This is a genomic window from Siminovitchia thermophila, from assembly GCF_016909185.1.
GTDB lineage: Bacteria > Bacillota > Bacilli > Bacillales > Bacillaceae_C > Siminovitchia > Siminovitchia thermophila.
In genome coordinates, this window is the sequence record NZ_JAFBFH010000002.1 from 130,435 (window position 1) to 153,724 (window position 23,290).

Genomic DNA, 23,290 nt, shown 5'->3' on the forward strand with positions numbered 1-23,290 from the left:
ATTTGCTGAAATGTTTGAAAAAATTCTTTATGTTATTGTTTGCTCCGTATAATACGTTTTGTATTGCTCTCTTAATATATTTTTTCTAATTTTTCCCGTGGCAGTGATCGGCAGCTTATCAACAAATATAACTTCTTTTGGTACTTGAAAGGCACTGAGATGTTCTTTACAATGCGTGACAATCTCGTTTTTCGTGACATTTACGCCTTCCTTCGGAATGACAAAAGCGGTGATTGCCTCTATCCAATGGGCATGTGGCAATCCTACGACGACAGCGTTTTCAATCTTTTCATGTAAGAGCAGAGTTTGCTCGACTAGAATGGATGCTACATTCTCACCCCCTGTTTTAATCATATCTTTCTTTCGATCCACAAACACTAATAAACCATCTTCATCAAAATATCCCAAGTCTCCTGTATGATGCCAACCATATAAACGGCTTTGCTCAGTTTCATCCGGCCGATTATAATAGCAAGCCATCACGTTGGGCCCGCGATGAACAATTTCTCCCACTTCACCTTTATCTAAAATATGACCATCTTCACCCATAATGGCTGTGTCATTAATAAGAGAAGGAATCCCCCAATACGATCCGAATTTGCTCAATTGATATTCTGGCCCAAAAATAACGGTTGCCGGGTACATCTCTGTTTGCCCCGTAGCTAAACAAAACTTTGCCTCAAATTCCTCAATACCGCTTTTTAATGTTTTTTCATCCATCGGCGCCATCGCATATACACAATAACGCAACGATTCAGTATCTTTCTTCGTTCTTGTCGGAACATGGAGCAGCGCACGATACATCATCGGAAGTCCGATCATAATCGTAATCTTTTCTTTTTTTACCGCTTCCAGATAGGAAGCTGGTTCAAATTGCCTAAAAACGACCATCGTACCGCCAATATGAATAAAAGACATCACAACCGAGTGCAGGGCACAATGAAAAATTGGCAAGATAACTGCCACGATATCATCTTTTTTAATCATCATCTCGACAATATTGCCCAAACTGGAAATAAAAACGGCGACATGGGGTATGGCTACTCCCCTCGGACTTCCAGTCGTACCGCTTGTATACATAATTTGCGCCAAATCCCGATCTTGAATATGAACTTCAGGTTCTAATGTATCTTCGCCATGTAAGAGTGCTTCAAAACTGCTCTGGTCACTACTTTGGCTACCCATATATAATATGTTGGGACAGCTTTTTTTCATCACATCGGCTTGTTGAATAAAATCTTTATCGACCATTATTAATTTCGCTTTTACATCCGATATGATGAAATTCTTTTCTTTCAGACTTACAGCGGGATTGATCGGAACCCAAACCAATCCGGCTTTTTGAATACCCAATATTGCCACAATAAGCTGCCAAGAATTCGCGCTAATTGTGACAATCCGATCCCCTTTTTCGAATCCTTTTTTTAATAAATAATGTGCAAACTGATTTGCTGCTTCATCCAACCGGGAAAATGTCATTCTTGTCTCCCCGTCAATGATCGCTATTTTATTTGGATGCCGACTTGCCGAACGCCGCACGATATCACCAACAGCAATACGATTGATAACTGAGATATCATTCATTTTTTTATCCTCCCAACTATTGTGAATAAAAGTCCAAGAATGAGATCATTTGAATGTTGCTGTTTTCGCAAATAATCATTAGCTTAAAATGGTACTATGCTTTTTCGTTGGCAGTGGAAAATCTTTCCTTCCAATTAATTCAAAACGATTGGAAATTTCTTTTCTTAGATTTCTGGGCATAATCAGCTCATCAATGACTAAATCTCCGGCAAGTTTAAAAATATCATATTCTGCCCTATACTCATCCCGAAGCATTTTCACCATTTCTACTTTTTCTTTAGGATCGGTTATGCTTTGAATCTTGTTAAAATAAACAGCATTTATCGCCGCTTCCGGACCCATAATGGCAATTTCGGCTGATGGCAAAGCAATGGTCGCGTCCGGTTCATATGCCGGCCCGGCCATTGCATAAATTCCAGCCCCATACGCTTTACGAACAACTACACATAGCTTGGGCACATTAGCAACGGAGCTTGCATATATAAAATTTCGCCCGCGTCGTAAAATACCAGCTTGCTCCACTTGAGTACCCACCATAAACCCGGGGGTATCACAAAGGAATAATAACGGGATATTATAAGCATCACATGTCCAGACAAATTTCGCCCCTTTATCAGCAGATTCTGGAAAAATAGCCCCTCCTTTCACCGCGGGCTGATTGGCAACGATTCCTATCGTTCTGCCATCCATTCTTGCAAAACCTGTAACAAGTTCTTTCGCGTAATCTTTTTTCACTTCCAAAAAGCTGTCTCCATCTACAAGGCAGTCAATTAATTCTTTCACATCGTACGCCTGATTTGGTTCTTGCGGGATAATCCGATCTATCTCTTCCGGACTGCGACTTGGGCTTTTGGCTGCTACTCTTTCAGGCGCCAATTCAAAATGATCAGGCAAATAAGACAGTAATTTTTTGACCGTTTCGGCCGCTTCTTCTTCTGTTTTGACAACAAAATCAACCGAACCGCTTTTCTCCGCGTGCATTCTTGCACCACCCAACTCTTCCACATCCACCTTTTGGCCGGTCGCCATTTGAACCATTCGCGGAGAAGCGATTGCCATCCCAGCCATTTCTTCCACCATTACCACGAAATCGCAAAACACTGGCATATAAGCTGTTCCTGCAAAGCAAGGGCCATATAAAACGCCAATTTGGGGAATTCTCCCCGACATAATACTGTGATTATAGAAAATTTTACCGCCAGAGTATTTTTCAACATGGTAGCCATTCGACTCATCAATTCTTCCACCAGAAGAATCGATTAAATAGAGAATAGGCCTCTTTCCTTTTAACGCAGCTTCTTGTGCGCGCAAAATTTTTTCACCGTGTTTTTTTCCAATAGACCCTGCTTTGACCGTAAAATCACTTGCTGTAAAATAAATGAGTCTGTCGTCCAGCTTTCCAGCACCCGTTATGATGCCATCATTAGGTAACTCTTTCTCAAAAACATTTGCAAATGTTCCCGTCTCATAATATATATTATCTTGGCCGAAATAGAGCCTAAGCCGATCCCGGACAAACAGCTTGTCCATTTTCTTTAATTTCTCATGATTTCGCTGCGGCCCTCCTTTTCGAATCCGCTCTATTTCATTCATTACGTTTTGCTCTCGATTCATCACCACTCAACCTTTCATCTGTACATATTTTCTTTATTTAAAAAGCTCGTTGTATACATTCCTTCCGTAAAACGGCTATCATTCATTGTGTCTATTAAAATGGGCAAATTCGTTTTTACCCCTGTAATCTCAATTTTTGCTAAAACCTCTTTCATTTTTGCAATGGCTTCAGCCCGCGTACCGCCATGGGTAATGATTTTTCCAATCATTGGATCGTAAAATGGCGTTATGACATTTCCTTCTGCCACACCAAAATCAAAACGGGCTCCATGCTCAGGTAATTTTAATGTTGTCAACATGCCGGGAGATGGGAAAAAGCGCACGGGATCCTCTGCGTATAACCGGCATTCGATGGCGTGTCCATGTTGTTTAATATCTGTTTGTTCAACATCCAATTCGTATCCTGCCGCAATGTTTATTTGCATTTCAACTAAATCAACCCCAGTCGTTTCTTCTGTTATTGGGTGCTCCACTTGAAGCCTCGTATTCATTTCCAGAAAATAGAAGTTCATATGTTCATCAAAAATGAATTCCATCGTTCCTATATTCTGATAACCGATTTCCTTGGCGCCCTTAAGAGCTGTCCTTAATAGATTCTCCTTTACTTCTTTTGACAAAGCGGGGGTGGGCGATTCTTCAACCACCTTTTGATGCCGTCTTTGAATGGAACATTCTCTTTCATATAAATGAAGGGCATTTCCTTTTTGATCACATGCAATTTGTACTTCAATATGGCGGGGATGTTCAATCCATTTCTCAATGAACAACGCTCCATTGCCAAAATACATTTCGGCTCTTTTTTGGCTAGGATTAAAATGTTTCTCTAATTCAGCTTCACAATGAATGACCGACATGCCAATTCCCCCGCCTCCCGCACTTGCTTTCAGCATAATTGGATAACCAATTTCTTTGGCCAGTTGTTTCGCATCTCCAATATGTTGTAAACTCTTTTGAGAGCCGGGAACGACTGGAACACCAGCCTGTTTCATTAAATTACGCGCTTCTAATTTATCGCCCATTTTTTGAATGATCCCCGCCTGGGGACCGATAAAAGTGATCCCATTAGTTTCACACTCCATGGCAAAATCACTGCTTTCAGATAAAAAGCCATATCCCGGATGAATCGCATCAATATTTGCTTTTCGAGCTGCTTCCATGATTGCCTCCACATTCAAATAACTTTTTTGCACCTGTGGTTCCCCAATATAATAGGCTTCATCAGCCATCTGAACAAACGGGGCATCTTTATCAGCTTCGGAATAAACAGCTACGGATTGAATATTCAATCTCTTCAACGTGCGAATAATCCTGGACGCAATCTCACCACGATTAGCCACTAAAACTTTCTGCAACATCATTTGTATCTCCCTCTTTATTCGCGGTATAAATATCCCTACATCAATCTGTTTTTTTCAGCTTGAACAACTTTGTCTTTTTAGAAACCCGACTGCTTACATCTTCAGCAAGCTATAGAAACTTACAACGTTCAAGTACTACATCTTGTTCATTCATTTTTTATTTACGAGTATTTTCACTTTTGATGTGGCGACTTCCTCTTCCGTTTGCTTGACCAACTGTTGACGGACCGTCACCAAACCTGTTTCATTCTTATGCCCTGTTAATTCCGTCACTTCCAGGTTTACGTGAATCGTATCACCAATAAAAGTTGGATGATAAAAACGCACCTCATCCATACTGTAAAAAGCAACTACAATACCAGGTTCAAAATGCAGTAATCCCGATCCAACAGAAAGAACGAGCAAACCGTGGGCAATTCGTTGTTGAAAAGGTGTTTGCCGTGCATATTCAGCGTCCGTATGGAGCGGATACCAATCTCCGCTTAGAGAAGCAAAATTTACAATATCCGCTTCGGTAATGGTCCTCCCTTTTGACTGCCATGACTCACCGATTTGATACTCTTCAAAATATTTTGCGAACAATTGTTATGCCTCCTCATCATGCTCGATGGCTTTTTTACGCAGAACAATCTTTAATACTTTCCCAGTTGCGTTTCTCAAAGTTAACGCCATCTTCCTTATATCTATATATCAAGTTGCTTCACTAAAATCTCCTTCATGATTTCCGTCGTACCGCCGCCGATCGTTTGAATTCTTGCATCCCGCCAGTAACGCTGTACAGGAAATTCCATCATATAGCCGTTTCCGCCGTGGATTTGCACTGCTTCATCACATACTCTACTAACCATTTCGCCCGCATAAGCTTTTGCCATCGTTGCTTCGGTTATGACATTTTCACCTTTGTTATAGTTGTAAATGGCACGGTATGTGATATATCTTGCCTTTTCGATATCGACAGCCATGTCAACCATTTTGTGGCGCAACACTTGGAACTGGCGGATCGGCTTCCCAAATTGAATGCGTTCTTTGCTATACTTCATCGCCTCTTCTAGCGCCTTTTCCGCTAAAGCAATGCTCGATAAAGCAAGAGTAAGGCGCTCCCACTGAAAGTTTTCCATTAAATATTTAAAGCCTTCATTTTCTTTTCCGAGTAAATTTTCTTTTGGTATTTTCACGTTTTCAAAGAACAGCTCCGCAGTGTCCGAGCCCCGCCATCCTAACTTTTGCAGCTTCTTTCCAATTGAAAAGCCTTCCCAGTCGGTTTCAACGATGAACAGGCTTATATTTTCGTGAACGGGACGCTCCCGCGTTTTGGCCGCGACGACAACATAATCGGCATTTGCCCCATTTGTAATAAATGTCTTTGTTCCATTTAAAATATAGTACTCTTCTTGCTTTTTGGCAGTTGATTGTATAGACGCGACATCGCTTCCTGCATATGGCTCTGTAATGCCCAATGCCGCCACCATCTCTCCTTTTACAGACGGAATTAAGTACTTTCTCTTTTGTTCCTCATTGCCAAACCGCCAAATGGGTGTAGAGGCAATTCCGACATGGCCGCCGATCGAGGCGCTTACTCCTCCCGAACCACAATTCATTAACTCCTCCACAAAGACGGTTTCCATAATGAAATCCGAACCCATTCCACCGTATTCTTCCGGGTATTTAATTCCTAAATATCCAAGCTCCCCACACCTTTTAAACAGGCTTCTCGGAACTTGGCCCTCTTGTTCCCAGCGCTCGATATGTGGAGATATTTCCTTGTCGACAAAGCGGCGCACCGCCTTGCGGAAGATCTCATGTTCTTCTTGAAACATCCAATGCTTCACCCTAGCACACCCCTTCAATATTCTTCTAATCCCAGTTGTTTTGCGATAATTTCTTTCATAACCTCGTCTGTTCCGGCGCCTATTCGATGCAGCCGGGTGTCCCGCCAAACTCGCTGAATCGGATATTCCATCATATAACCGTTTCCGCCTAATATTTGCAAAGCGCGATCCGCCACCCAATGAGCTGTTTGCGCAGCCGCCATTTTAACCATTGAAATTTCTTTACTCGGAATTTCACCTTTTGAAAAGCGGTAAGCAAGTGCATACGTCATTTCTTTACACACTTCGATTTCTGTTTTCATGTCGACAAGCAAATGGCTGATCACTTGGAAATTGGCGATTGGCTGTCCAAATTGTTTTCGCTCTTTTGCATAACGATAAGCATATTCATACGCATATTCGGATATCCCGATCGAGCCGGCGGCGGAGATCATTCTTTCACCTTGCAACTCCCACATAATTTGAGCAAATCCGTTCCCTTCTTTTCCAAGTAAATTGTCCAAAGGAACTCGGACATTTTCAAACACAATTTCGGCTGTATCACTTGACCTCATCCCGACCTTATCTAGTTTTTTACTCACCGTAATTCCCGGCCTATCCATCTCAACAAGAATCATGCTCAGCCCTTTATACCCTGGCGCATCAGACGTGCGAACGACAAGAGTAATGAAATCAGCTCGCGGCCCATTTGTAATAAACATTTTTGCTCCATTAATGACCCAATCATTCCCGTCTTTCACCGCTCTCGTCTGAATCGATGCGACATCAGAGCCATGATTAGGTTCCGAAATACCAATGGCCGCCAGCTTTTCACCTTGAAGAGCCGGTTTTAAAAAACGCTCCTTTTGCTCCTCATTACCAAACTCTAGTATTGGTGGGGTCGCCATATCGGTTTGGACACCGATCGCCATTGGAAAACCGCCAAAGCCCGTGCGACTTAACTCTTCCGCCAAAATAACTCCCGCGAAATAATCCCATCCTTGCCCGCCGGCCTCTTTCGGATAGCGGAGGCCTAAAAAACCAAGCTCGCCCATCCTTTGTAGAATCTCTCTTGGAAATTCACCTTTTTCCTCCCATTCGCCTAAAAATGGCGTCACCTCTTTCTCTAAAAATTGCCGAATTGTTTTTCTCAATAAACGATGTTCCTCTGTAAAATAGGGCGCATAATTCATCGATTCATCACCTTGCTTTTCCCCCTCACTTCACGTTAAATGAATCAGGAACTTCTATTTCAAAACGTAAAATATTCGATCCAAAGCATTTTCCTAAATGATCAATCCGCATCGAAGAAGAACCTCCACCATCCAACGCTTCATAACAAACGAAATTTAACGCTTCAATATTTGGAAGTTCATACCGATTGATCTCCCCCAACACAAGGCCTTTAAAAAAAGCTGTCATTCTAGCAACAGTCATTTGTTCAACAAGAAGGGGATAGTAATCTTTGTGATTGGCAAATACCGCGATATTCACCGTATTTCCTTTATCTCCTGAACGAGCATGGGCAATTTCTTTTAACTTGACCTTAGCCACTAAATATCACACCTCCTTTACTTCAACTGTTACCCTCTCTTCAACCAACGTTCTCGGTATAAGAGATGACCACATACCAATTTGCTGTCTCGTCGGTATATTCCCGATATATGACATGGATGGCGGGCCGTTTAATCCCAGCGGCGGAAATAAGCGAAAGAAAGAATCCGCCTTTTGCTTGCTTTCGGATTTTACAGCCATGCGCAAGTATATTTCATTCAGCTCTCCTTCCGGCTCATGAGACAGAGGTCCATGCAAAGAGTTATAGCCGACATAATCCGCTCGGATTTCATCAAATTCAAGCTTTTTTCTTTCCATCTGCCGGTAAATAATTTGCTCAGCCAACTTTGCCTTTTCAAATGCGTCGGGCCAACAATAGCCAATAAGCACTTGCCCCAAAAAGCCGTCTGCATATCCCATCACGACTTTTAAATCTGCCGGTTTTTCTTTCCCTTTTACACCTGTTACCTTCACTTTATGGGGCGCGATTTCCTCTAACTGGACATTTGTCACATCCATCACAACATCCGGTGTCACATATGCCGCCGGATCGTGGATTTCATATAGCATTTGTTCTTTGATCGTTTTCTTGTTCACGATCCCGCCACACTCTTCCACCTTACTGATGACGAATTCCCCGATCTCATTGACTTCGGCAATGGGGTAGCCAATCGTTTCATACCCTTCGACCTCTTGCCAACCGCCGATAAAATTTCCTCCCGTCGACTGAGCGGAGCATTCTAACAAATGTCCCATAAAAACGCCGCTTGCCAACCGGTCCCATTCATCTTCCAGCCAGCCAAATTCATATATCAACGGAGCTAAAAACTGCGCAGTATCCGTTGTCCGGCCACTAATTACAATATCAGCCCCTTGCCTTAACGCCTCCACTAACGGTTGCGCTCCAAGGTAAGCATTGGCAAACAGCAATCTTTCTTGAATATTTTTCGCTAAAGGCCGCTTTGTCTCCACATCTTGAAAAAAGACCCCTTTTTCCTTTAATGGATCAATATCGGATAAAATGTTATCACCGGTGACCACCGCGACTTTCAAATCCGTTATGCCCAGTTCCTTTGCCATCTGCAATACGATTGCTTGTGCCCCTTTTGGATTTAATCCGCCTGCATTCGTCAGTATTTTAAACCTTTTCTTTTTTACATAAGGTAAAAGCGCTTTCATAAATAGGTATAAATCACGTGTATACCCCATATCCGGATTTTTGTCTTTATCTTTGGCAAGAATGGCCATCGTTAATTCAGCTAAAGCATCAAAAGCCAAATAATCGACATTTCCATACTTTGCGTTGGCTATGGCGCCATCTACTGAATCTCCATAAAATCCTTGGGCAGCACCTACTCTGATTGATTTCAAGTAAGGTCATCCTTTCAAGTACTCGTTATTCCATTTCTACGACTACATCATTTTCCTGAACAAAATCTCCTTCCTGTACATTTATTTTCGATACTTTTCCGTCCAGCGGCGCTTCCACTGGAATTTCCATTTTCATGGACTCCAAAATAATCAAAGCATCACCTTTATTCACCAGATCTCCTTCGCCAACTTGAATCTTCCATACGGTACCACCCATTGGTGCATATGCCTTCATTTATTTTCCTCCTCACTATTTACCTTTCCATTCCGGTTTCCGTTTTTCTAAAAAGGCTGAAGCGCCTTCTTTTAAATCTTCACTGCGAAATGATACCAAGCGAAGTGTCGATAATAAATCAAACGACTTAGCCAAATCTATTTGTTCTGTTGTATAAAATGCATCCAATGCCAATCTTACTGCAAGGGGGCTATACGAACAGATCGTTTCTGCTACTTTCCAAGTCTCTTCCTCTAATTGAGCGTGCGGAACGACTTTATGAACAAGATTTACTTCCTCGGCTTCCTTTGCAGATAACACTTTCGCTGTGAGCATCATTTCCATTACTTTTCTTTCCCCAACAGCACGCCGAACCCACGGTAATATCACAAAAGGAACTAATCCTAATCGCAATTCAGTTAAACCAAGTGTGGCCTGATCTGAAGCAATGGCGATATGGCTCATTGCTGCCAAACCCGTCCCGCCACCCAAAGCGGGGCCATTTACAGCCGTAATAATGGGAGTTGAAACCTCGGCCCCTAACCGAAATAATTCATTACTTTTTATTCCCTCATCATATAATTGTGGCACCGGCTTCACAAAGTTCTCTTTAAACTCTTTCAAGTTACCACCTGCCGAGAATGCTTTTCCACTGCCAGTAACAACAATGGCCCGAACTGTTTTGTCCCGATCAGCTCTTCGAATAGCGTTCACCAAATCTCCCGCCAGCTGTTCTGTCAATGGATTCCTTAATTTCGGGAGGTTTAATTGTATTTTTACAACATGATCACTTTGTTCATATAAAACGGTTTCATATGCCATCCTCTTCTCCCCTCACTTTGCATAAAGTGTTGTTGCGAATGAGCTAGTTGCAAATATATAATGCAATTTACATGCCAAATAGTTAACATGGAACAAAGCTTAGAAGATAGCGTCTCCCTGTTCAAAAACGTTCCGCTCATTTGTTTTAATATTTGTACAATTGTGTCGTTTATTGTATATTTGATTATAAAGTGAAACTTCATTCAGTAGCCTCCTACTGAATGTTAGTTGAACCAATCGGGCATTTAAGTGCCGTTTTCTACCACTTGGACCTTTTGTATCAACTCAGATTTTGAAGTGGGAGTCTTACGGCACCTTACATGCGGGCTAAAGTGAAACTTCATTCAGTAGGGCTCCTACTGAATGTTAGTTGAACCAATCGGGCATTTAGGTGCCGTTTTCTACCACTTGGACCTTTTGGTATCAACTCAGGTCTTGAAGTGGGAGTCTTACGCACCTTACATGCGGGATAAAGTGAAACTTCATTCAGTAGGGCTCCTACTGAATGTTAGTTGAACCAATCGGGCATTTAGGTGCCGTTTTCTACCACTTAGACCTTTTGGTATCAACTCAGGTCTTGAAGTGGGAGTCTTACGCACCTTACATGCGGGATAAAGTGAAACTTCATTCAGTAGGGCTCCTACTGAATGTTAGTTGAACCAATCGGGCATTTAGGTGCCGTTTTCTACCACTTGGACCTTTTGTATCAACTCAGATTTTGAAGTGGGAGTCTTACGGCACCTTACATGCGGGATAAATGAGACATGAATGGGGAAGAAGGTGTCATAATGAAAGTGAAAAAAATCCTTTCTACAAACTTCATTTCTTTATCCAAACACCACAAGATAAAAGATGTGTTAAGTTTATTTTTAAAAAAGCATCAGGATATTGCTTGTGTCGTAGAAAAGCGCCGCCTAATCGGGATTGTGACCAAATATTCATTATATCGTTTGCTCTTAACGACAAACGACATTCATCACCCCGTTAAAGAGGCCATCATTTACAATCCCATCACATTAAATCAAAACGATAACATTTATCGTTCAAGAGAGAAGCTAGTGAATCTGAAAGTCGCCCATGCCGTCGTTGTTGATGATCGCAACCATGTTGTCGGGATTATTTCCAGATCTAATATATTTCAAGGACTCGTGGCGGAAACACAACATTTATCAAAGAAGTTAAATAATTTAATGAACAACCTGCAAACGATGATCATTTCGGTCGATCTAAACCTCACGATTACAACCCTTAATCATTCAGCGAAAAAAATCATTGGATCATCGAACGAAAATAGTATTGGTACACATATTGGGCATTTTCTTCCGGAGCTAACGCAACATATTGTAGATGTCATTCAAACAGATCAATTAATCGACTTTGAAAACACCGTGATCAACAACACCACATATATCAGTTCTTTTATCCCCATTAAAGCGTGGGGACAAATAAACGGAGTCATGATCGTTTTAGAAAATGTTTCAAAATATGAAAAAATCGCCAGTGAATTGGAAACAACAAAAAGAATTGAAAAAATGCTCGACAGTGCTTTGGAAGCCGCCTACGACGGCATAGTCATCACAGACCCAAACGGAAAGATCATGAAAGTGAATCAAGGGTTTTTAGAATTACTGGATTACCATCATGAGAATGAACTAATCGGAAAACCGATAGAAACCATCGCTCCTGAAATACCAAGCGAAAAAAGTATTAAACAAAGAAAACAAATAGAAGGTGAATATATACATATCAACGGCTATAAATCTGTAGTAACGCAAACACCGATATATCGAAATAATGAAAATATTGGAATCATCATTAAAATCATCTTTAGACAACTAGAATTATGGAAAGATTTATTTCATCACATGGATCGGCTGGAAACAGAAATATCTTACTATCGGAGCAAATTAAAGGAAGTCTCCGAACAAGAAGCACATTTTAATCACATCATTTCATCCAGTCCACTCATTCAAAGCTTAAAAAGTAATGCTCATGTTGCTGCCAAAGGATTTTCTAATATATTAATGACAGGTGAAAGCGGGACAGGAAAAGAATTATTTGCCCAAGGTATTCACAATGCTTCCGGCAGAACGGGACAATTTGTCAAAATTAATTGCGCCGCCATTCCCGTTGACTTACTGGAATCTGAACTTTTCGGTTATGAAGAAGGAGCCTTTACGGGGGCAAAAAAAGACGGCAAGGCAGGAAAATTCGATCTTGCCAATGAAGGGACGCTGTTTCTGGATGAAATTGGAGATATGCCGATTTCTTTACAAGTAAAGCTGTTACGTGTTCTTCAAGATAAAAAATTCGAACGGATCGGCGGCACAAACACCATTTATACAGATGCAAGAATCATTTCCGCGACTAATAGAGATTTACTTAGTATGGTACAAGCGGGAACATTTAGGGCAGATTTATATTATCGAATTAATGTCATTCATCTACACCTTCCGCCATTGAGAGAAAGGAAAGAAGACATTCCCTATCTTTGTGACTATTTTATCCAAAAATTCAATCAGAAAATGAATAAAAAAATTCGCGGGGTCACACCCGAAGCATTGCTCATGTTAAAAGACTATCATTGGCCAGGGAACATAAGAGAGTTAGAAAATATTTTAGAGCGTGCTTTTCACTTTTGCAATAAACAATGGATTCTTCCCGAGAATATACTTCTAGATCTCCCAAAAGAAAGAAAAACAATTAAAGCGGAAAGCAATCATCATAAAAACAACTTGTCCAATGCTAAAAAAATAATGGATGATACGGAGAAAAAACTGATTATTCAAGCCCTTACTACAGCAAACGGAAATCGAACAGAGGCCGCCAAACTATTACATATTAGCCGCTCTGCTCTCTATTACAAGATGAAAAAATATCATATTAAAGAGTTAAACGATTTCCATTAGCGGCTTTTTCTTTTTGATGAACATGATGATTTTTCCACCTGTTACTTGGTGGCTTTGGTTCAAGACAAACACTTATCCCAAACAAAAACGGGGAACCCATCATGGGCCGCCCCGTTTTCTTTCCCACGCAGTTCACTCCAGTCCCTCTATCCAGTAGCCCGCTTCCGCAAACGATTAATAAATTTCTCTCCAAAATTGCTCTGGATTCTCTATTTTCACATCATCATATTCGCATACAATCTCTTCAAGACCGATTGGCGCGTCAAAATCAACTTCATACCAAGGATTTTTGTCTGGCGGACCAAAGCTAACCTTCAGGTTTTTTTCAGTTATATCAAATACCATGCTTCTAAGTGTACCCATTCCACTGGAATAAAAATGGCAACAGGGACCATCTGGATAGCATGTAGAAAGCAGCTTCCTTATCTTTTCATCATTCAAATAAGGGGCTTCTCGCAATAATGAATTCCACACGGAAGAATAACGCATTTCGGAATGCCAAAAATGATATTCATCAAATTCTTTCATTTCTGGGCTTGTATAGTGATTGGTGGCGACTAATACATCACCAAAAGGTTTCCGTTCGGAAATTCTTTTCTTGTCGGTTGAAAAACTTGCCACCTCAAAAACAGATGCATGATGCGAAGCATCTGCTACTAAAAAGTTCGCATTCGTACACAACGGGATTTCTTCAAGCAAACATTTCGCTTCATAAACATCTTTACAGCGGTCTAAAATGGCACGAATGGCAACCCAAAACTCGCAGCCGTTTCCAGCGAGAGGTTTCAAGTAGGCGGTACTGGACATGGAAACAACGAGTCCATATTCATTCATGCCGTCCATTCTGCCCGCATTTTGCAGCGAAAAACCAATATGCTTTGGCTTTCCAGTTACCCGGGTAATGCATAAGCTTCTTTCATCCCTTACGAAATATTCATAGCTCCTTCCCACATAAAAATGTCCATCGCTCGTGTTTGAAGGGAGCACCGCAAATTGGCAGCAATGAGGAGAGTCGTGATATGAATTCGCGTAACCAATTATTTTTTCGGATTCTATCCCTACTACATCAGCAAACCCTTGGATTTCATCCACAAAACCGGGACATATTTTATCTATTAACATCATTCTCTTATGGGCAATTGCCGGAGATATATAGTCCCGTCCTTCCATGGGACTAATAAAATAAGAGATATCTTCCGGATAATTCTCTTTTAAAGTAATGGCCCGCTGTTTTCCTACCTCATAATGGCTTCCCTCAGCCACATGAATGTCAAATATCATAGGGTCTTTTTTTTCATTATTCAGCATATCCTTGCATCCTTCCTTTATCATATTGTTTTTCAAAATCTCTATACGAGATAACGTCATCCTAGCATAATAAAAAAATTAGGTCTATTGCGAAAAATAAAAACAGGCACATATAGCATAAAAATAAAAAAGCTGAAATGTAACAGTCTATAATGGTGACCTACCCTTTCATCCGCGAATAAGAAAAACACTCCGATCTCTGTCAGAGTGTTTCCCAGCACCCACCCTCTTACAACATTCTTTTTGCTTCTGTACCATCATGATCGATCCAACTCTATTAGAAAAACGCAATCACGTGATGACGAGATACTGAGTTGTTTCACACAATTATATCGATCATTCAGCAACATCTTTTTCCGATACGGCACGATACACAATAAACGCCAAGATCACCGCTGCTACCGACATCATAAAAGCAATGAAGTATACGAGTTCAACCCCAGCCACCATCGCCTGGTGAATAGTGGCGGAATCCTGGGGATTATTTGCATGTTGCAAAAAGTGAAGCTGTCTTGTGTTCATGATGCTAATAAACACCGAGACGCCGATAGCCCCGGCCACCGGCTGCAATGTTGTCATCACGGCAGTCCCATGCGGATACAAATGTTTTGGCAGCTGATTTAAGCCATTTGTCTCCGCAGGCATCATGATGGCCGAAACCGATAGCATCAATAGAATATACCCAACGATGACTACCCATAGAGGCGTATCCGTATGTAATCTGCTCATCATCAACATCGTTCCGCTCAACACAATCGTGGCAGGGATCATCAACACGCGCGGGCCAAATTTATCAAATAAATGACCCATGAACGGCGCCATTGCCCCATTCAATATACTCCCAGGCAGTAAAACGAGTCCTGCGGTGGCTGCCGTTAAAGCCAGCGGTCCTTGCATATAAATCGGTAAAATGATTTCGGAAGCAAACATGGCCATCATAATAATTAAGAACATCAAAACCGCGTGTGTATACATCGGGTATTTAAAAACCCTTAAATTCATTACCGGTTCATCCAGTTTTAGCTGTCTGATGGAAAATAAAGCGATACCTACAACTCCGGCAATGATTGGAATATAGACAGTTGCGCTGAAAAATCCGCCCTCACTTTCTCCCATCGCGCTAAACCCATAAATAATGGCGCCAAATCCAATGGTTGAGAACGCAATGGACGGGATATCAATCTTCGGTTTCGTCACTTCCGACACATTCATGAGATATTTATAAGCAAATGCGATCGAGAATAAAGCGAATGGAATCACAATGATAAATAAAAAGCGCCATCCCAAGTATTCTACAATGACACCCGACAAAGTTGGTCCAATAGCAGGAGCAAACATCATGACAAGACCGATAACCCCCATCACCTTTCCTCGTCTTTCCGGCGGAAAAACCAATAAAAACACATTAAAGATAATGGGCATAAGCAATCCTGTTCCAGCAGCCTGGATTAAGCGTCCAACTAATAAAATCGGAAAAGTGGGCGCAGCAGCACTGATGACTGTGCCAACCGTAAAAACGATCATCGTCCCCAAAAATAATTGTCTAGTTGTGAACCATTGCAATAATAAGGCAGAGACCGGAATAACGATCCCCATCACCAACATGAAACCTGTAACCATCCATTGGACTGTTGGCAACGAAATGTGAAATTCTTCCATCAACGTCGTAAGGGCAATATTTAATAACGTTTCGTTTAACAGCGCAAAAAAAGCACCCACGATCAAAGAGATCATGATCGGCATTACTTTTACATTCGGATCGTCAGCCAGAAACTCGTACTTTTTCATTTGTTGATTGTCTTTCATACAAATCTCCTTTATTCAGTAAAAAATAGGCATAACCCATCCTGTTCCGGCAGCCTGGATTAAACGTCCAACTAATAAAATCGGAAAAGTGTACGCTGCAGCACTGATGACTGTACCAACCGTAAAAATGAGTATCATCCCTAATAATAATTGTCTAGTTGTGAACCACCATTGCAATAATAAGACAGAGACAGGAATGACAATCCCCATCACCAACATAAAACCTGTAACCATCCATGGAAATGTCCGTAATGAAATGTGAAATTCTTGCATCAACGTTGTAGTAAAGGCAATATTGAAGAGCGTTTCGTTTAACACTACAAAAAAGCCCCCACGTTCAAGGAAATCATAATCGGTATTACTTTTACATTCGGATCGTCAGACAGAAACCCGCATTTTTTCATTTGCTGATTGTCTTTCATACAAACAAAGCTCCTTTATTCAATAAAGTGAAACTTCATTCAGTAGAAGTTTTCTTCCATTAGTTGAACCAATCGGGCATTTAGGTGCCGTTTTCTACCACTTGGACTTTTGTATCCACTCAAGATTTTGAAGTGGTGTATACGGCACCTTACATGCCGGATAAAGTGAAACTTCATTCAGTAGAAGTTTTCTTCCATTAGTTGAACCAATCGGGCATTTAGGTGCCGTTTTCTCACACTTAGACCATTTGGTATCGACTCAGGTCTTGAAGTGGGAGTCTTACGGCACCTTACATGCCGGATAAAAAGTGGCAGGTCCACTTATATTGTTAAAAAAACAAACTCGTGCAGATTCAACAGCTCTCTCTTGAGTAAACACCCGCAACAGCCAGTACATGAGATCCGCGCATTAAATCATATCGACCTTTTCGATATTTCTGATTGACCAAAAGGCGATGACAATGCCGATCACCGCAAGGAAGAGCGGAATATAAACAATGGAAGCTGTAGAGAAAACTGGGTTATGCGAACTGATAAGAGAAACGATTAAAATAGACGATATTATGGTTGCCGGAACCGAATATTTGCGCATTCCGAAATATAGCGGGATTAAACTGGTTCCCGCTGCAGCAAACGCGAACGTGACCATACTCAACAGTTGTTGGCCTAAAGCAGCTGTAGAAAAGGTTCCCGGGATAAACTCAAAATATGAATCAAAGACGATAATGGAAACAAGCACAAACACATTGGAAATGAAAATCGTGATAAAAGTTAATAAACCAATGATCCATAATTTGACTACTATAAACTTCTTCCTGGGAACGGGATATGTAAAAAGGACATTGGTTGTTTTATTTTTAAATTCTTCAATAATGAACTTTGTAATTAATACTGCGGCAAAGATAATAAACGTAGCCCTTACCAACGTACCCGCAATTAAGAAAGCTTCATCATAGCTTGAAATCCCGACGTTTCCTTCCAGTTTTTCTACATAACCGATGCAAACGAGCAATGCTGCAATAAGGATGTTCGCAATAATGACTCCCTTCACATACCATCCTAATTTGAATTTCTTTAATTCCAATTTCATTAATGTAAACAATGAACAATCACCTCGTACAATGTGTAATCAATTTACCCGGATGTGCTTTCTTCTTTGTTGATTAATGCCAAAAAATATTCTTCCAACGAAGTTACTTGTTTATTGATGGATTCAATTTCGATCCCATTTAGAATCATTGTCTTAGAGATGTCTGTTTGGGATATACCTTGCTCATAAATACGAATCATTCTTTGTTGGATAATTTTAAAATTGGTAATCTGCAGCTTATCTTCAAGGACAACACATGCTTGTGTCGGATTGGTTGTCACCAACTCAATATATTCCGTGTTTTCCCCTTTTAATTTCTCCATAGACACTTCGGTAATCAATCTTCCCTTGCTTATCACTCCGATCGTATCGGCCATTTGCTCGATTTCAGCCAATATGTGACTGGAAACTAACAACGTGATCCCGTACTCTTTGCATAGTACAAGAAATAAATGTCTGATCTCTTTGATCCCGATGGGATCGAGCCCATTAATCGGTTCATCAAGAATCAACAATTCCGGCCTGGTGATAATGGCTCTGGCGATGCCCAGCCGCTGCTTCATGCCGAGTGAAAATTGCGAGATGGATTTGTTGTCGACATGTTTTAAATTCACCATGTCCAACGCTTCTTCAATGGCATGATGATGATGGTAACCCATGTATTCACAATGAAGCTCCAAATTTTCCCTAGCTGTCAATTTTTCGTAAAAAATGGGATATTCAATCATGCTGCCCATTCTTCCCAACACGTCATATGACGAAGATGTTAGCACTTGACCAAATATTTCAATCTCTCCGGATGTCGGCTTAACCAAGTTTGTCAGCATTTTCATGATAGTTGTTTTTCCGGCGCCATTTGGTCCGAGAAATCCGTAAATTTCTCCTTTCTTAATATTCATGCTGACATTTGAGACAACTTCTTGTCCTTGAAAACATTTCGTCAAGTTGCGGGTCTTAACGATATACACACAGTTCATCCTTCCTGACTCCATTCAGTAGTTTGGTTGCTGCTTTCTATCTTAACAACCGGCTGTTTCTTTTTTCTTTCTGAAACCTTAAGAATTTCTTAAGTTGTCAATAGGTAAATCGCTTGAATGTGATTGTAAAGGTTGTCTTTTCATTCGGTATACTATGCAAGTGTATTTTTCCGTTCATTTTTTCCACAAGCCTTTTTGTAATGGTCAATCCCAAACCGCTTCCTTGAAATGCTTTGTTTCTTGACTCTTCCAATGTAAACATTCTTTCAAATACTTGATCCTGCTCTTGCTCCGCTATCCCCTTTCCTTTGTCCCACACTTCGACATATACCTGTTTATCGTCATAGAACAAAGCTAAGCCAACCACATTCCCGTCCCCGCCATAGCGAATGGCATTGGACAATAAATTGTGCAAAATCCGATCCAGGGCCTCCTTATTGCCCAATACATATACGGGCTCCTCAGGGAGTTGGAGATCCACTTCAAGGCCATTTGCTTCTACAAAATCATAGAATGAAAGTATATTTTGTTTACACACTTCAATCATATTGATTTTTGTTAATTGGATTTGTTTATCGCCGGATTCTAATTTGGCCAGGTCAAAAAAAGCATTCATGAATTGAATGATTTCCAGCGTTTTTTTCTCGACATGGCGCAATCGCCTTTCCCTTTCTTTTAGAGCGATGTTTTGATCATTTTTCAGCGTTTCGATATAGCCCAACACAACCGTTAATGGCGTTTTTAAGTCATGTGAAATGTTTGCCAACATTCTCTTCATGGAGTGTCTTGATTTTTCAAACATGGCCCTTTCACGTTGTTGCTTATCTAATAAAAGATTGATTTCTATCAATAACGCTCTCAATTCTTGATCGTCTGTCAGCAATAAAAGTTGCTCTTTGGAATCCTGGCTTAATATACTGTTGATTTTTTTGGCCATATACATTAGGTGTTTATTCCTCGTTTTCTTTTGTTGCTGTTGTACAATGATAAAAGCAACCAATACACATATAATGGCCAGCAACACAACGTTCATGTTAAAACTCCCCAAGCCTGTATCCAATGCCCCAAAGGGTCTTGATATACTTTGGATTGGATGGATTGTCTTCTATTTTTTCCCTCAACCGGCTTATATGCACATTAATAATGTTTGCATCCCCATAATATTCTTCATTCCAAACAGACCGGTATATTTGCTCTTTCGTAAATACTTTTGTTGGATGCAAAACAAATAGCTTTAATATTTCCCATTCTTTTGATGTTAATTGAATAGATACCCCATGTTTGCTGACAAGGAAATTGTCCATATCAAGCTCAAGCTCATGAACGTGAATAATCGGTTGATGAACATTCTCTTTTTTACTGGAATAACCGGCCCTTCTGAGTGCGGCTTTTACCCGGGCCAGCAGTTCGATCATCGAAAAGGGCTTAGCGATATAATCATCTGCGCCAAAGCCCAATCCCAGCGCTTTATCGACATCACTATCTTTGGCGGATAGGATCAGAACAGGAACGAGACTCTGTTCCCTTATTTCTTTTAAACAGTCCATTCCATTCATTTTCGGCAACATTAAATCCAAGAGAATCAAGTCAAAAGAGTGTGTATAAAACAACTTCATCGCTTCTTCTCCATCAGATGCATGCAGCATACGGAAGCCCTCTTTCGTTAAATACGTTGTAACCATTTCACGAATCGACTCGTCATCTTCAATAAGCAAAATATTTTCCTGCATCGTTACATGCCCTCATTCCACAAATGATCTACATTAATTTTACTACAAAAATAACAATGATTTCGCAAACTTTACGAAACCACCATGATTACAGGTACCATTATTTCCCCATGTTTTAGCATGTTGCTTTGTGAATTAGTTGTCCGACATCTGTCTGCCATTGACAACATGATACACCTTCATTATAGTCATAATAGATATTACTACTATATAGGAGGGGTACCTTGGAACATGTTATAGACAAATTTGAAGAGATTGGTTTTTCAAAGAATGAAGCAAAGGCTTATATGGCACTGCTCGCAAAGTCCCCATTGACTGGATATGAAATTAGTAAAAAAAGCGGTGTTCCCCGATCAATGGTTTATGCGGTAGTTGAAAAATTAGTAGCAAAGGAAGCGATCTTGGAATTACGAACCGATCCACCGACTTATGTTCCAATACCTGTAAAAGAACTCGTGATGAATCGAAAAAAACAAGCGGAAGAAACCTTTGATTTTTTAGAAAGAGAACTGAGCACTATTGAAAAACCGGTAAAGGTCGAAGTCATCCAACATTTAGAAGGTCGAAAATATATTTTAAATGCTATGAAAAAACTAATGAACGGTGCATATGAAGAGATTTGGCTTTCTTTATGGGAAGATGAACTGGGGGATTTACAAACGACTGCAGAAACACAATGTAAAAACGGAAAAGAAATGTATTCAGTGCTCTTTACAGATCAAGAAACGGACTCTTTCGGCAAATCTTTTTATCATCACAAACATACCTCTACGATTGAAAAACAGCGAATGGGGCAAAGATTATCTATTGTGATTAGAGATCATGAAGAAGTATTAATTGCAGGTTTTATAGATGGCCAGATTCCACAAGCCATTCAAACGAAAGATACGATGCTCATTCTTTTAGCAAAAGAATATATACGCCACGATATGATGATGAAAATAGTGGGCAACAAATTTGGCCATGAACAGCTTGATGCACTTTGGCGTAAGGATGACTTATGCAATTACATTGTTCAGAACGAGAAAAAGCAAGGTGAATAATAGTGTATGCGGAAGTTTTTTTGGTGGGGATTTTAGCCGGGTTATCTCCTGGTCCGGACTTTGTTGTCGTAGTGAAAAACAGTTTAATGTTGGGGAGAAAAAACGGGATCTTCACGGCATTGGGAATTTCTTGTACACTTATTGTCCACATTACTTATACCATTTTAGGGTTTACGATTTTATTGGAAAAATGGCCGATGCTCTTTCAATTCGTTAAACTTCTTGGCGCAGGATATTTACTGTGGTTAGGTTTTCAAGGTATTCGATCGCGGGCAAAACCTGAAGCTTCTCCTGTTGTCTCTTACCAATCTGCGGCACCAACTACATGAAGGAAAAGTTTTTGGCAAGGATTTTTATGCAACGTCTTAAATCCCAAATCTGCCTTGTTTTTTCTAAGTATTTTTTCACAATTTATAGATGCAAATACTTCGGGGTGGTTGAGATGGATTTATGGCGGAGAAATCATTTTTGCTGTGAGTCTGTGGTTTATTTTGCTGGCAACACTGATTTCCAATCGTTATTTTCGAACATTTTATCAAAAACATATGCATTGGTTTGACCGCGGACTAGGTGCCATGCCATGTTAATGATTTTTGGAGTGATCATTGGCTACACGACAGTTTCATATATTGCAGAGGAGGTTGTCATTTGGCAGTAGAACTATATGTAGAAAATAGCTTTCTGAAAGAATGTCAAGCCAACATCGTTTCAATGGATGGACGGTTTGTCTCATTCAATCAAACCATTTTTTACCCGGGAGGAGGCGGCCAGCCATGCGATAAAGGGTTGATGCAACAGGAGGGACAAGCTTACAAAGTCGTAAACATTAGAAAAGAAAATGGAGAAATTGTTCACGAGCTTGATCGCCCATTACAAAGTAGAAGTAGTCCAGTAATCATGAAGATTGATTGGCCTTGGCGGTTTCGAAATATGCGATATCATACATTATTACATGTGATTGCCGGATATATTTACCAACATTACAAAGCATTGGCTACGAGCAGCCACATTGAAAAAGAGTATGCCAGAATAGAGTTGGCTTTTCCAGCCGATGTAATCGAAACCGTTCCGTTTGAACAACTCGATCAATCGCTTAAAAACGTATTAGCACAACCGCACGATGTTCATACTACAATCATTAGCAGAAAAGAGGAGGAGAAAAAGGAAGGAGCTATTAAAACGGTCATCAACCTTTTGCCACAGCAACTTCATAAAATTAGAATTGTTCAAATTGACAATATCGACGAACAAGCCTGCGGAGGAACGCATGTGAAAAACACAAAAGATATTGGGGATTTTTCTATCATAAAAATTCAAAATAAAGGCCCTAAGAAAAAAAGAATAAAAGTGAAACTCATTGACTAAGCTGGCGTGTCAATGAGTTCAGTAAGGCAACCGTTGTGCCTCCAAAACACTGGCCCTATGGTTAGGATACGCGCCCCTTTCCACTCATGGCGAAGCTGCTGGAAAGGGCTTGTGCTGCAAAGTAATATGGCCTGTTTCTGAATAGGAAACTGATCTAGATGTAGCCAATTGAATCAAAAAGGAAAGCCATACCCACTCTTACTTGCGGGTATAGATATAGTTAAAAAGGGCCTTAATGTTCGCTGTCACTTTGGAAAATATGCGCATTTTTAAAATCCTGCCTGCATGCACTCACCCTCGACTTTAAATGGTGTG

21 protein-coding genes and 1 pseudogene are annotated in these 23,290 nt (G+C 40.6%); 4 read left to right on the forward strand and 18 right to left on the reverse strand.

The window, feature by feature from the left end; genetic code table 11:
* Positions 1 to 27 precede the first annotated feature (27 nt).
* The 11 genes from JOC94_RS02130 to JOC94_RS02180 all read right to left on the reverse strand — a co-directional run bounded on the left by JOC94_RS02130 (position 28) and on the right by JOC94_RS02180 (position 10,528).
* The gene (locus JOC94_RS02130) at positions 28 to 1,584 is read right to left on the reverse strand and encodes an AMP-binding protein (protein ID WP_205178289.1); all 1,557 of its coding nucleotides are present in this window, start codon (positions 1,582 to 1,584) and stop codon (positions 28 to 30) included.
* A 78-nt stretch (positions 1,585 to 1,662) separates the two neighbouring features.
* Complete coding sequence (locus JOC94_RS02135; RefSeq protein WP_205178291.1) at positions 1,663 to 3,198, reverse strand: acyl-CoA carboxylase subunit beta; 1,536 nt, start codon at positions 3,196 to 3,198, stop codon at positions 1,663 to 1,665.
* 14 nt (positions 3,199 to 3,212) lie between these two features.
* Complete coding sequence (locus JOC94_RS02140; protein WP_328799757.1) at positions 3,213 to 4,556, reverse strand: acetyl-CoA carboxylase biotin carboxylase subunit; 1,344 nt, start codon at positions 4,554 to 4,556, stop codon at positions 3,213 to 3,215.
* A gap of 150 nt (positions 4,557 to 4,706) precedes the next feature.
* A complete protein-coding gene (locus tag JOC94_RS02145; RefSeq protein WP_205178293.1) occupies positions 4,707 to 5,138 on the reverse strand; it encodes a MaoC/PaaZ C-terminal domain-containing protein in 432 nt (143 codons plus the stop codon).
* A gap of 101 nt (positions 5,139 to 5,239) precedes the next feature.
* Positions 5,240 to 6,385, reverse strand: a complete 1,146-nt coding sequence (locus JOC94_RS02150) for an acyl-CoA dehydrogenase family protein (protein WP_205178295.1) — start codon at positions 6,383 to 6,385, stop codon at positions 5,240 to 5,242.
* Between the two features lie 14 nt (positions 6,386 to 6,399).
* Positions 6,400 to 7,557 carry an acyl-CoA dehydrogenase family protein gene (locus JOC94_RS02155; RefSeq protein ID WP_205178304.1) on the reverse strand — a complete coding sequence of 386 codons (1,158 nt, stop codon included), beginning with the start codon at positions 7,555 to 7,557 and terminating at the stop codon, positions 6,400 to 6,402.
* Positions 7,558 to 7,582: 25 nt separating this feature from the next.
* A complete protein-coding gene (locus tag JOC94_RS02160; protein WP_205178307.1) occupies positions 7,583 to 7,918 on the reverse strand; it encodes an AtuA-related protein in 336 nt (111 codons plus the stop codon).
* Between the two features lie 6 nt (positions 7,919 to 7,924).
* Complete coding sequence (locus tag JOC94_RS02165; RefSeq protein WP_205178309.1) at positions 7,925 to 9,289, reverse strand: acyclic terpene utilization AtuA family protein; 1,365 nt, start codon at positions 9,287 to 9,289, stop codon at positions 7,925 to 7,927.
* A 25-nt stretch (positions 9,290 to 9,314) separates the two neighbouring features.
* A complete protein-coding gene (locus JOC94_RS02170; protein ID WP_205178311.1) occupies positions 9,315 to 9,524 on the reverse strand; it encodes a biotin/lipoyl-binding carrier protein in 210 nt (69 codons plus the stop codon).
* Positions 9,525 to 9,539: 15 nt separating this feature from the next.
* Positions 9,540 to 10,325 carry an enoyl-CoA hydratase/isomerase family protein gene (locus tag JOC94_RS02175; RefSeq protein ID WP_205178313.1) on the reverse strand — a complete coding sequence of 262 codons (786 nt, stop codon included), beginning with the start codon at positions 10,323 to 10,325 and terminating at the stop codon, positions 9,540 to 9,542.
* Positions 10,280 to 10,528: a hypothetical protein gene (locus JOC94_RS02180; protein WP_205178315.1), complete on the reverse strand. Its 249-nt coding sequence runs from the start codon at positions 10,526 to 10,528 to the stop codon at positions 10,280 to 10,282. Before JOC94_RS02180 ends, JOC94_RS02175 begins: the two co-directional genes overlap by 46 nt.
* Positions 10,529 to 11,113: 585 nt before the next feature.
* Between JOC94_RS02180 and JOC94_RS02185 the strand changes: the two genes are divergently transcribed.
* Entirely contained in the window at positions 11,114 to 13,234 is a 2,121-nt protein-coding gene (locus tag JOC94_RS02185; protein WP_205178323.1) for a sigma 54-interacting transcriptional regulator, read from the forward strand.
* Positions 13,235 to 13,408: 174 nt separating this feature from the next.
* On the opposite strand, the gene JOC94_RS02190 is transcribed toward JOC94_RS02185, so the two are convergent.
* From JOC94_RS02190 to JOC94_RS02220, 7 genes are all read right to left on the reverse strand, one after another.
* The gene (locus JOC94_RS02190) at positions 13,409 to 14,542 is read right to left on the reverse strand and encodes a C45 family autoproteolytic acyltransferase/hydolase (RefSeq protein WP_205178326.1); all 1,134 of its coding nucleotides are present in this window, start codon (positions 14,540 to 14,542) and stop codon (positions 13,409 to 13,411) included.
* Between the two features lie 336 nt (positions 14,543 to 14,878).
* Positions 14,879 to 16,330: an MDR family MFS transporter gene (locus JOC94_RS02195; RefSeq protein ID WP_408021897.1), complete on the reverse strand. Its 1,452-nt coding sequence runs from the start codon at positions 16,328 to 16,330 to the stop codon at positions 14,879 to 14,881.
* A gap of 33 nt (positions 16,331 to 16,363) precedes the next feature.
* Positions 16,364 to 16,666, reverse strand: a complete 303-nt coding sequence (locus JOC94_RS22770; protein ID WP_328799758.1) for an MFS transporter — start codon at positions 16,664 to 16,666, stop codon at positions 16,364 to 16,366.
* A 513-nt stretch (positions 16,667 to 17,179) separates the two neighbouring features.
* Positions 17,180 to 17,872 (reverse strand): ABC transporter permease, encoded by a 693-nt coding sequence (locus tag JOC94_RS02205; RefSeq protein ID WP_205178330.1) that lies wholly within the window; start codon positions 17,870 to 17,872, stop codon positions 17,180 to 17,182.
* Between the two features lie 32 nt (positions 17,873 to 17,904).
* Positions 17,905 to 18,828 (reverse strand): ABC transporter ATP-binding protein, encoded by a 924-nt coding sequence (locus tag JOC94_RS02210; protein ID WP_328799759.1) that lies wholly within the window; start codon positions 18,826 to 18,828, stop codon positions 17,905 to 17,907.
* 106 nt (positions 18,829 to 18,934) lie between these two features.
* Positions 18,935 to 19,870, reverse strand: a complete 936-nt coding sequence (locus tag JOC94_RS02215) for a sensor histidine kinase (protein ID WP_205178334.1) — start codon at positions 19,868 to 19,870, stop codon at positions 18,935 to 18,937.
* A gap of 1 nt (position 19,871) precedes the next feature.
* Positions 19,872 to 20,567, reverse strand: coding sequence for a response regulator transcription factor (locus tag JOC94_RS02220; RefSeq protein WP_205178336.1), 696 nt, complete (start codon positions 20,565 to 20,567; stop codon positions 19,872 to 19,874).
* A gap of 224 nt (positions 20,568 to 20,791) precedes the next feature.
* Between JOC94_RS02220 and JOC94_RS02225 the strand changes: the two genes are divergently transcribed.
* From JOC94_RS02225 to JOC94_RS02235, 3 genes and pseudogenes are all read left to right on the forward strand, one after another.
* Entirely contained in the window at positions 20,792 to 21,610 is an 819-nt protein-coding gene (locus tag JOC94_RS02225; RefSeq protein WP_205178338.1) for a TrmB family transcriptional regulator, read from the forward strand.
* A 23-nt stretch (positions 21,611 to 21,633) separates the two neighbouring features.
* Positions 21,634 to 22,197, forward strand: a pseudogene (locus JOC94_RS02230) (LysE family transporter).
* Positions 22,198 to 22,258: 61 nt separating this feature from the next.
* Positions 22,259 to 22,975 (forward strand): alanyl-tRNA editing protein, encoded by a 717-nt coding sequence (locus JOC94_RS02235; RefSeq protein WP_205178340.1) that lies wholly within the window; start codon positions 22,259 to 22,261, stop codon positions 22,973 to 22,975.
* The last annotated feature ends 315 nt before the right edge of the window (positions 22,976 to 23,290 follow it).

What these genes read in the sequence shown, in the direction of transcription:
- JOC94_RS02130 (WP_205178289.1), bottom strand. Translation starts at nt 1,584, where the DNA reads ATGAATGATATCTCAGTTATCAATCGTATTGCTGTTGGTGATATCGTG.
- JOC94_RS02135 (WP_205178291.1), bottom strand. Translation starts at nt 3,198, where the DNA reads ATGAATCGAGAGCAAAACGTAATGAATGAAATAGAGCGGATTCGAAAA.
- JOC94_RS02140 (WP_328799757.1), bottom strand. Translation starts at nt 4,556, where the DNA reads ATGATGTTGCAGAAAGTTTTAGTGGCTAATCGTGGTGAGATTGCGTCC.
- JOC94_RS02155 (WP_205178304.1), bottom strand. Translation starts at nt 7,557, where the DNA reads ATGAATTATGCGCCCTATTTTACAGAGGAACATCGTTTATTGAGAAAA.
- JOC94_RS02170 (WP_205178311.1), bottom strand. Translation starts at nt 9,524, where the DNA reads ATGAAGGCATATGCACCAATGGGTGGTACCGTATGGAAGATTCAAGTT.
- JOC94_RS02175 (WP_205178313.1), bottom strand. Translation starts at nt 10,325, where the DNA reads ATGGCATATGAAACCGTTTTATATGAACAAAGTGATCATGTTGTAAAA.
- JOC94_RS02180 (WP_205178315.1), bottom strand. Translation starts at nt 10,528, where the DNA reads ATGAAGTTTCACTTTATAATCAAATATACAATAAACGACACAATTGTA.
- JOC94_RS02185 (WP_205178323.1), top strand. Translation starts at nt 11,114, where the DNA reads ATGAAAGTGAAAAAAATCCTTTCTACAAACTTCATTTCTTTATCCAAA.
- JOC94_RS02190 (WP_205178326.1), bottom strand. Translation starts at nt 14,542, where the DNA reads ATGCTGAATAATGAAAAAAAAGACCCTATGATATTTGACATTCATGTG.
- JOC94_RS02195 (WP_408021897.1), bottom strand. Translation starts at nt 16,330, where the DNA reads ATGAAAAAGTACGAGTTTCTGGCTGACGATCCGAATGTAAAAGTAATG.
- JOC94_RS02215 (WP_205178334.1), bottom strand. Translation starts at nt 19,870, where the DNA reads ATGAACGTTGTGTTGCTGGCCATTATATGTGTATTGGTTGCTTTTATC.
- JOC94_RS02220 (WP_205178336.1), bottom strand. Translation starts at nt 20,567, where the DNA reads ATGCAGGAAAATATTTTGCTTATTGAAGATGACGAGTCGATTCGTGAA.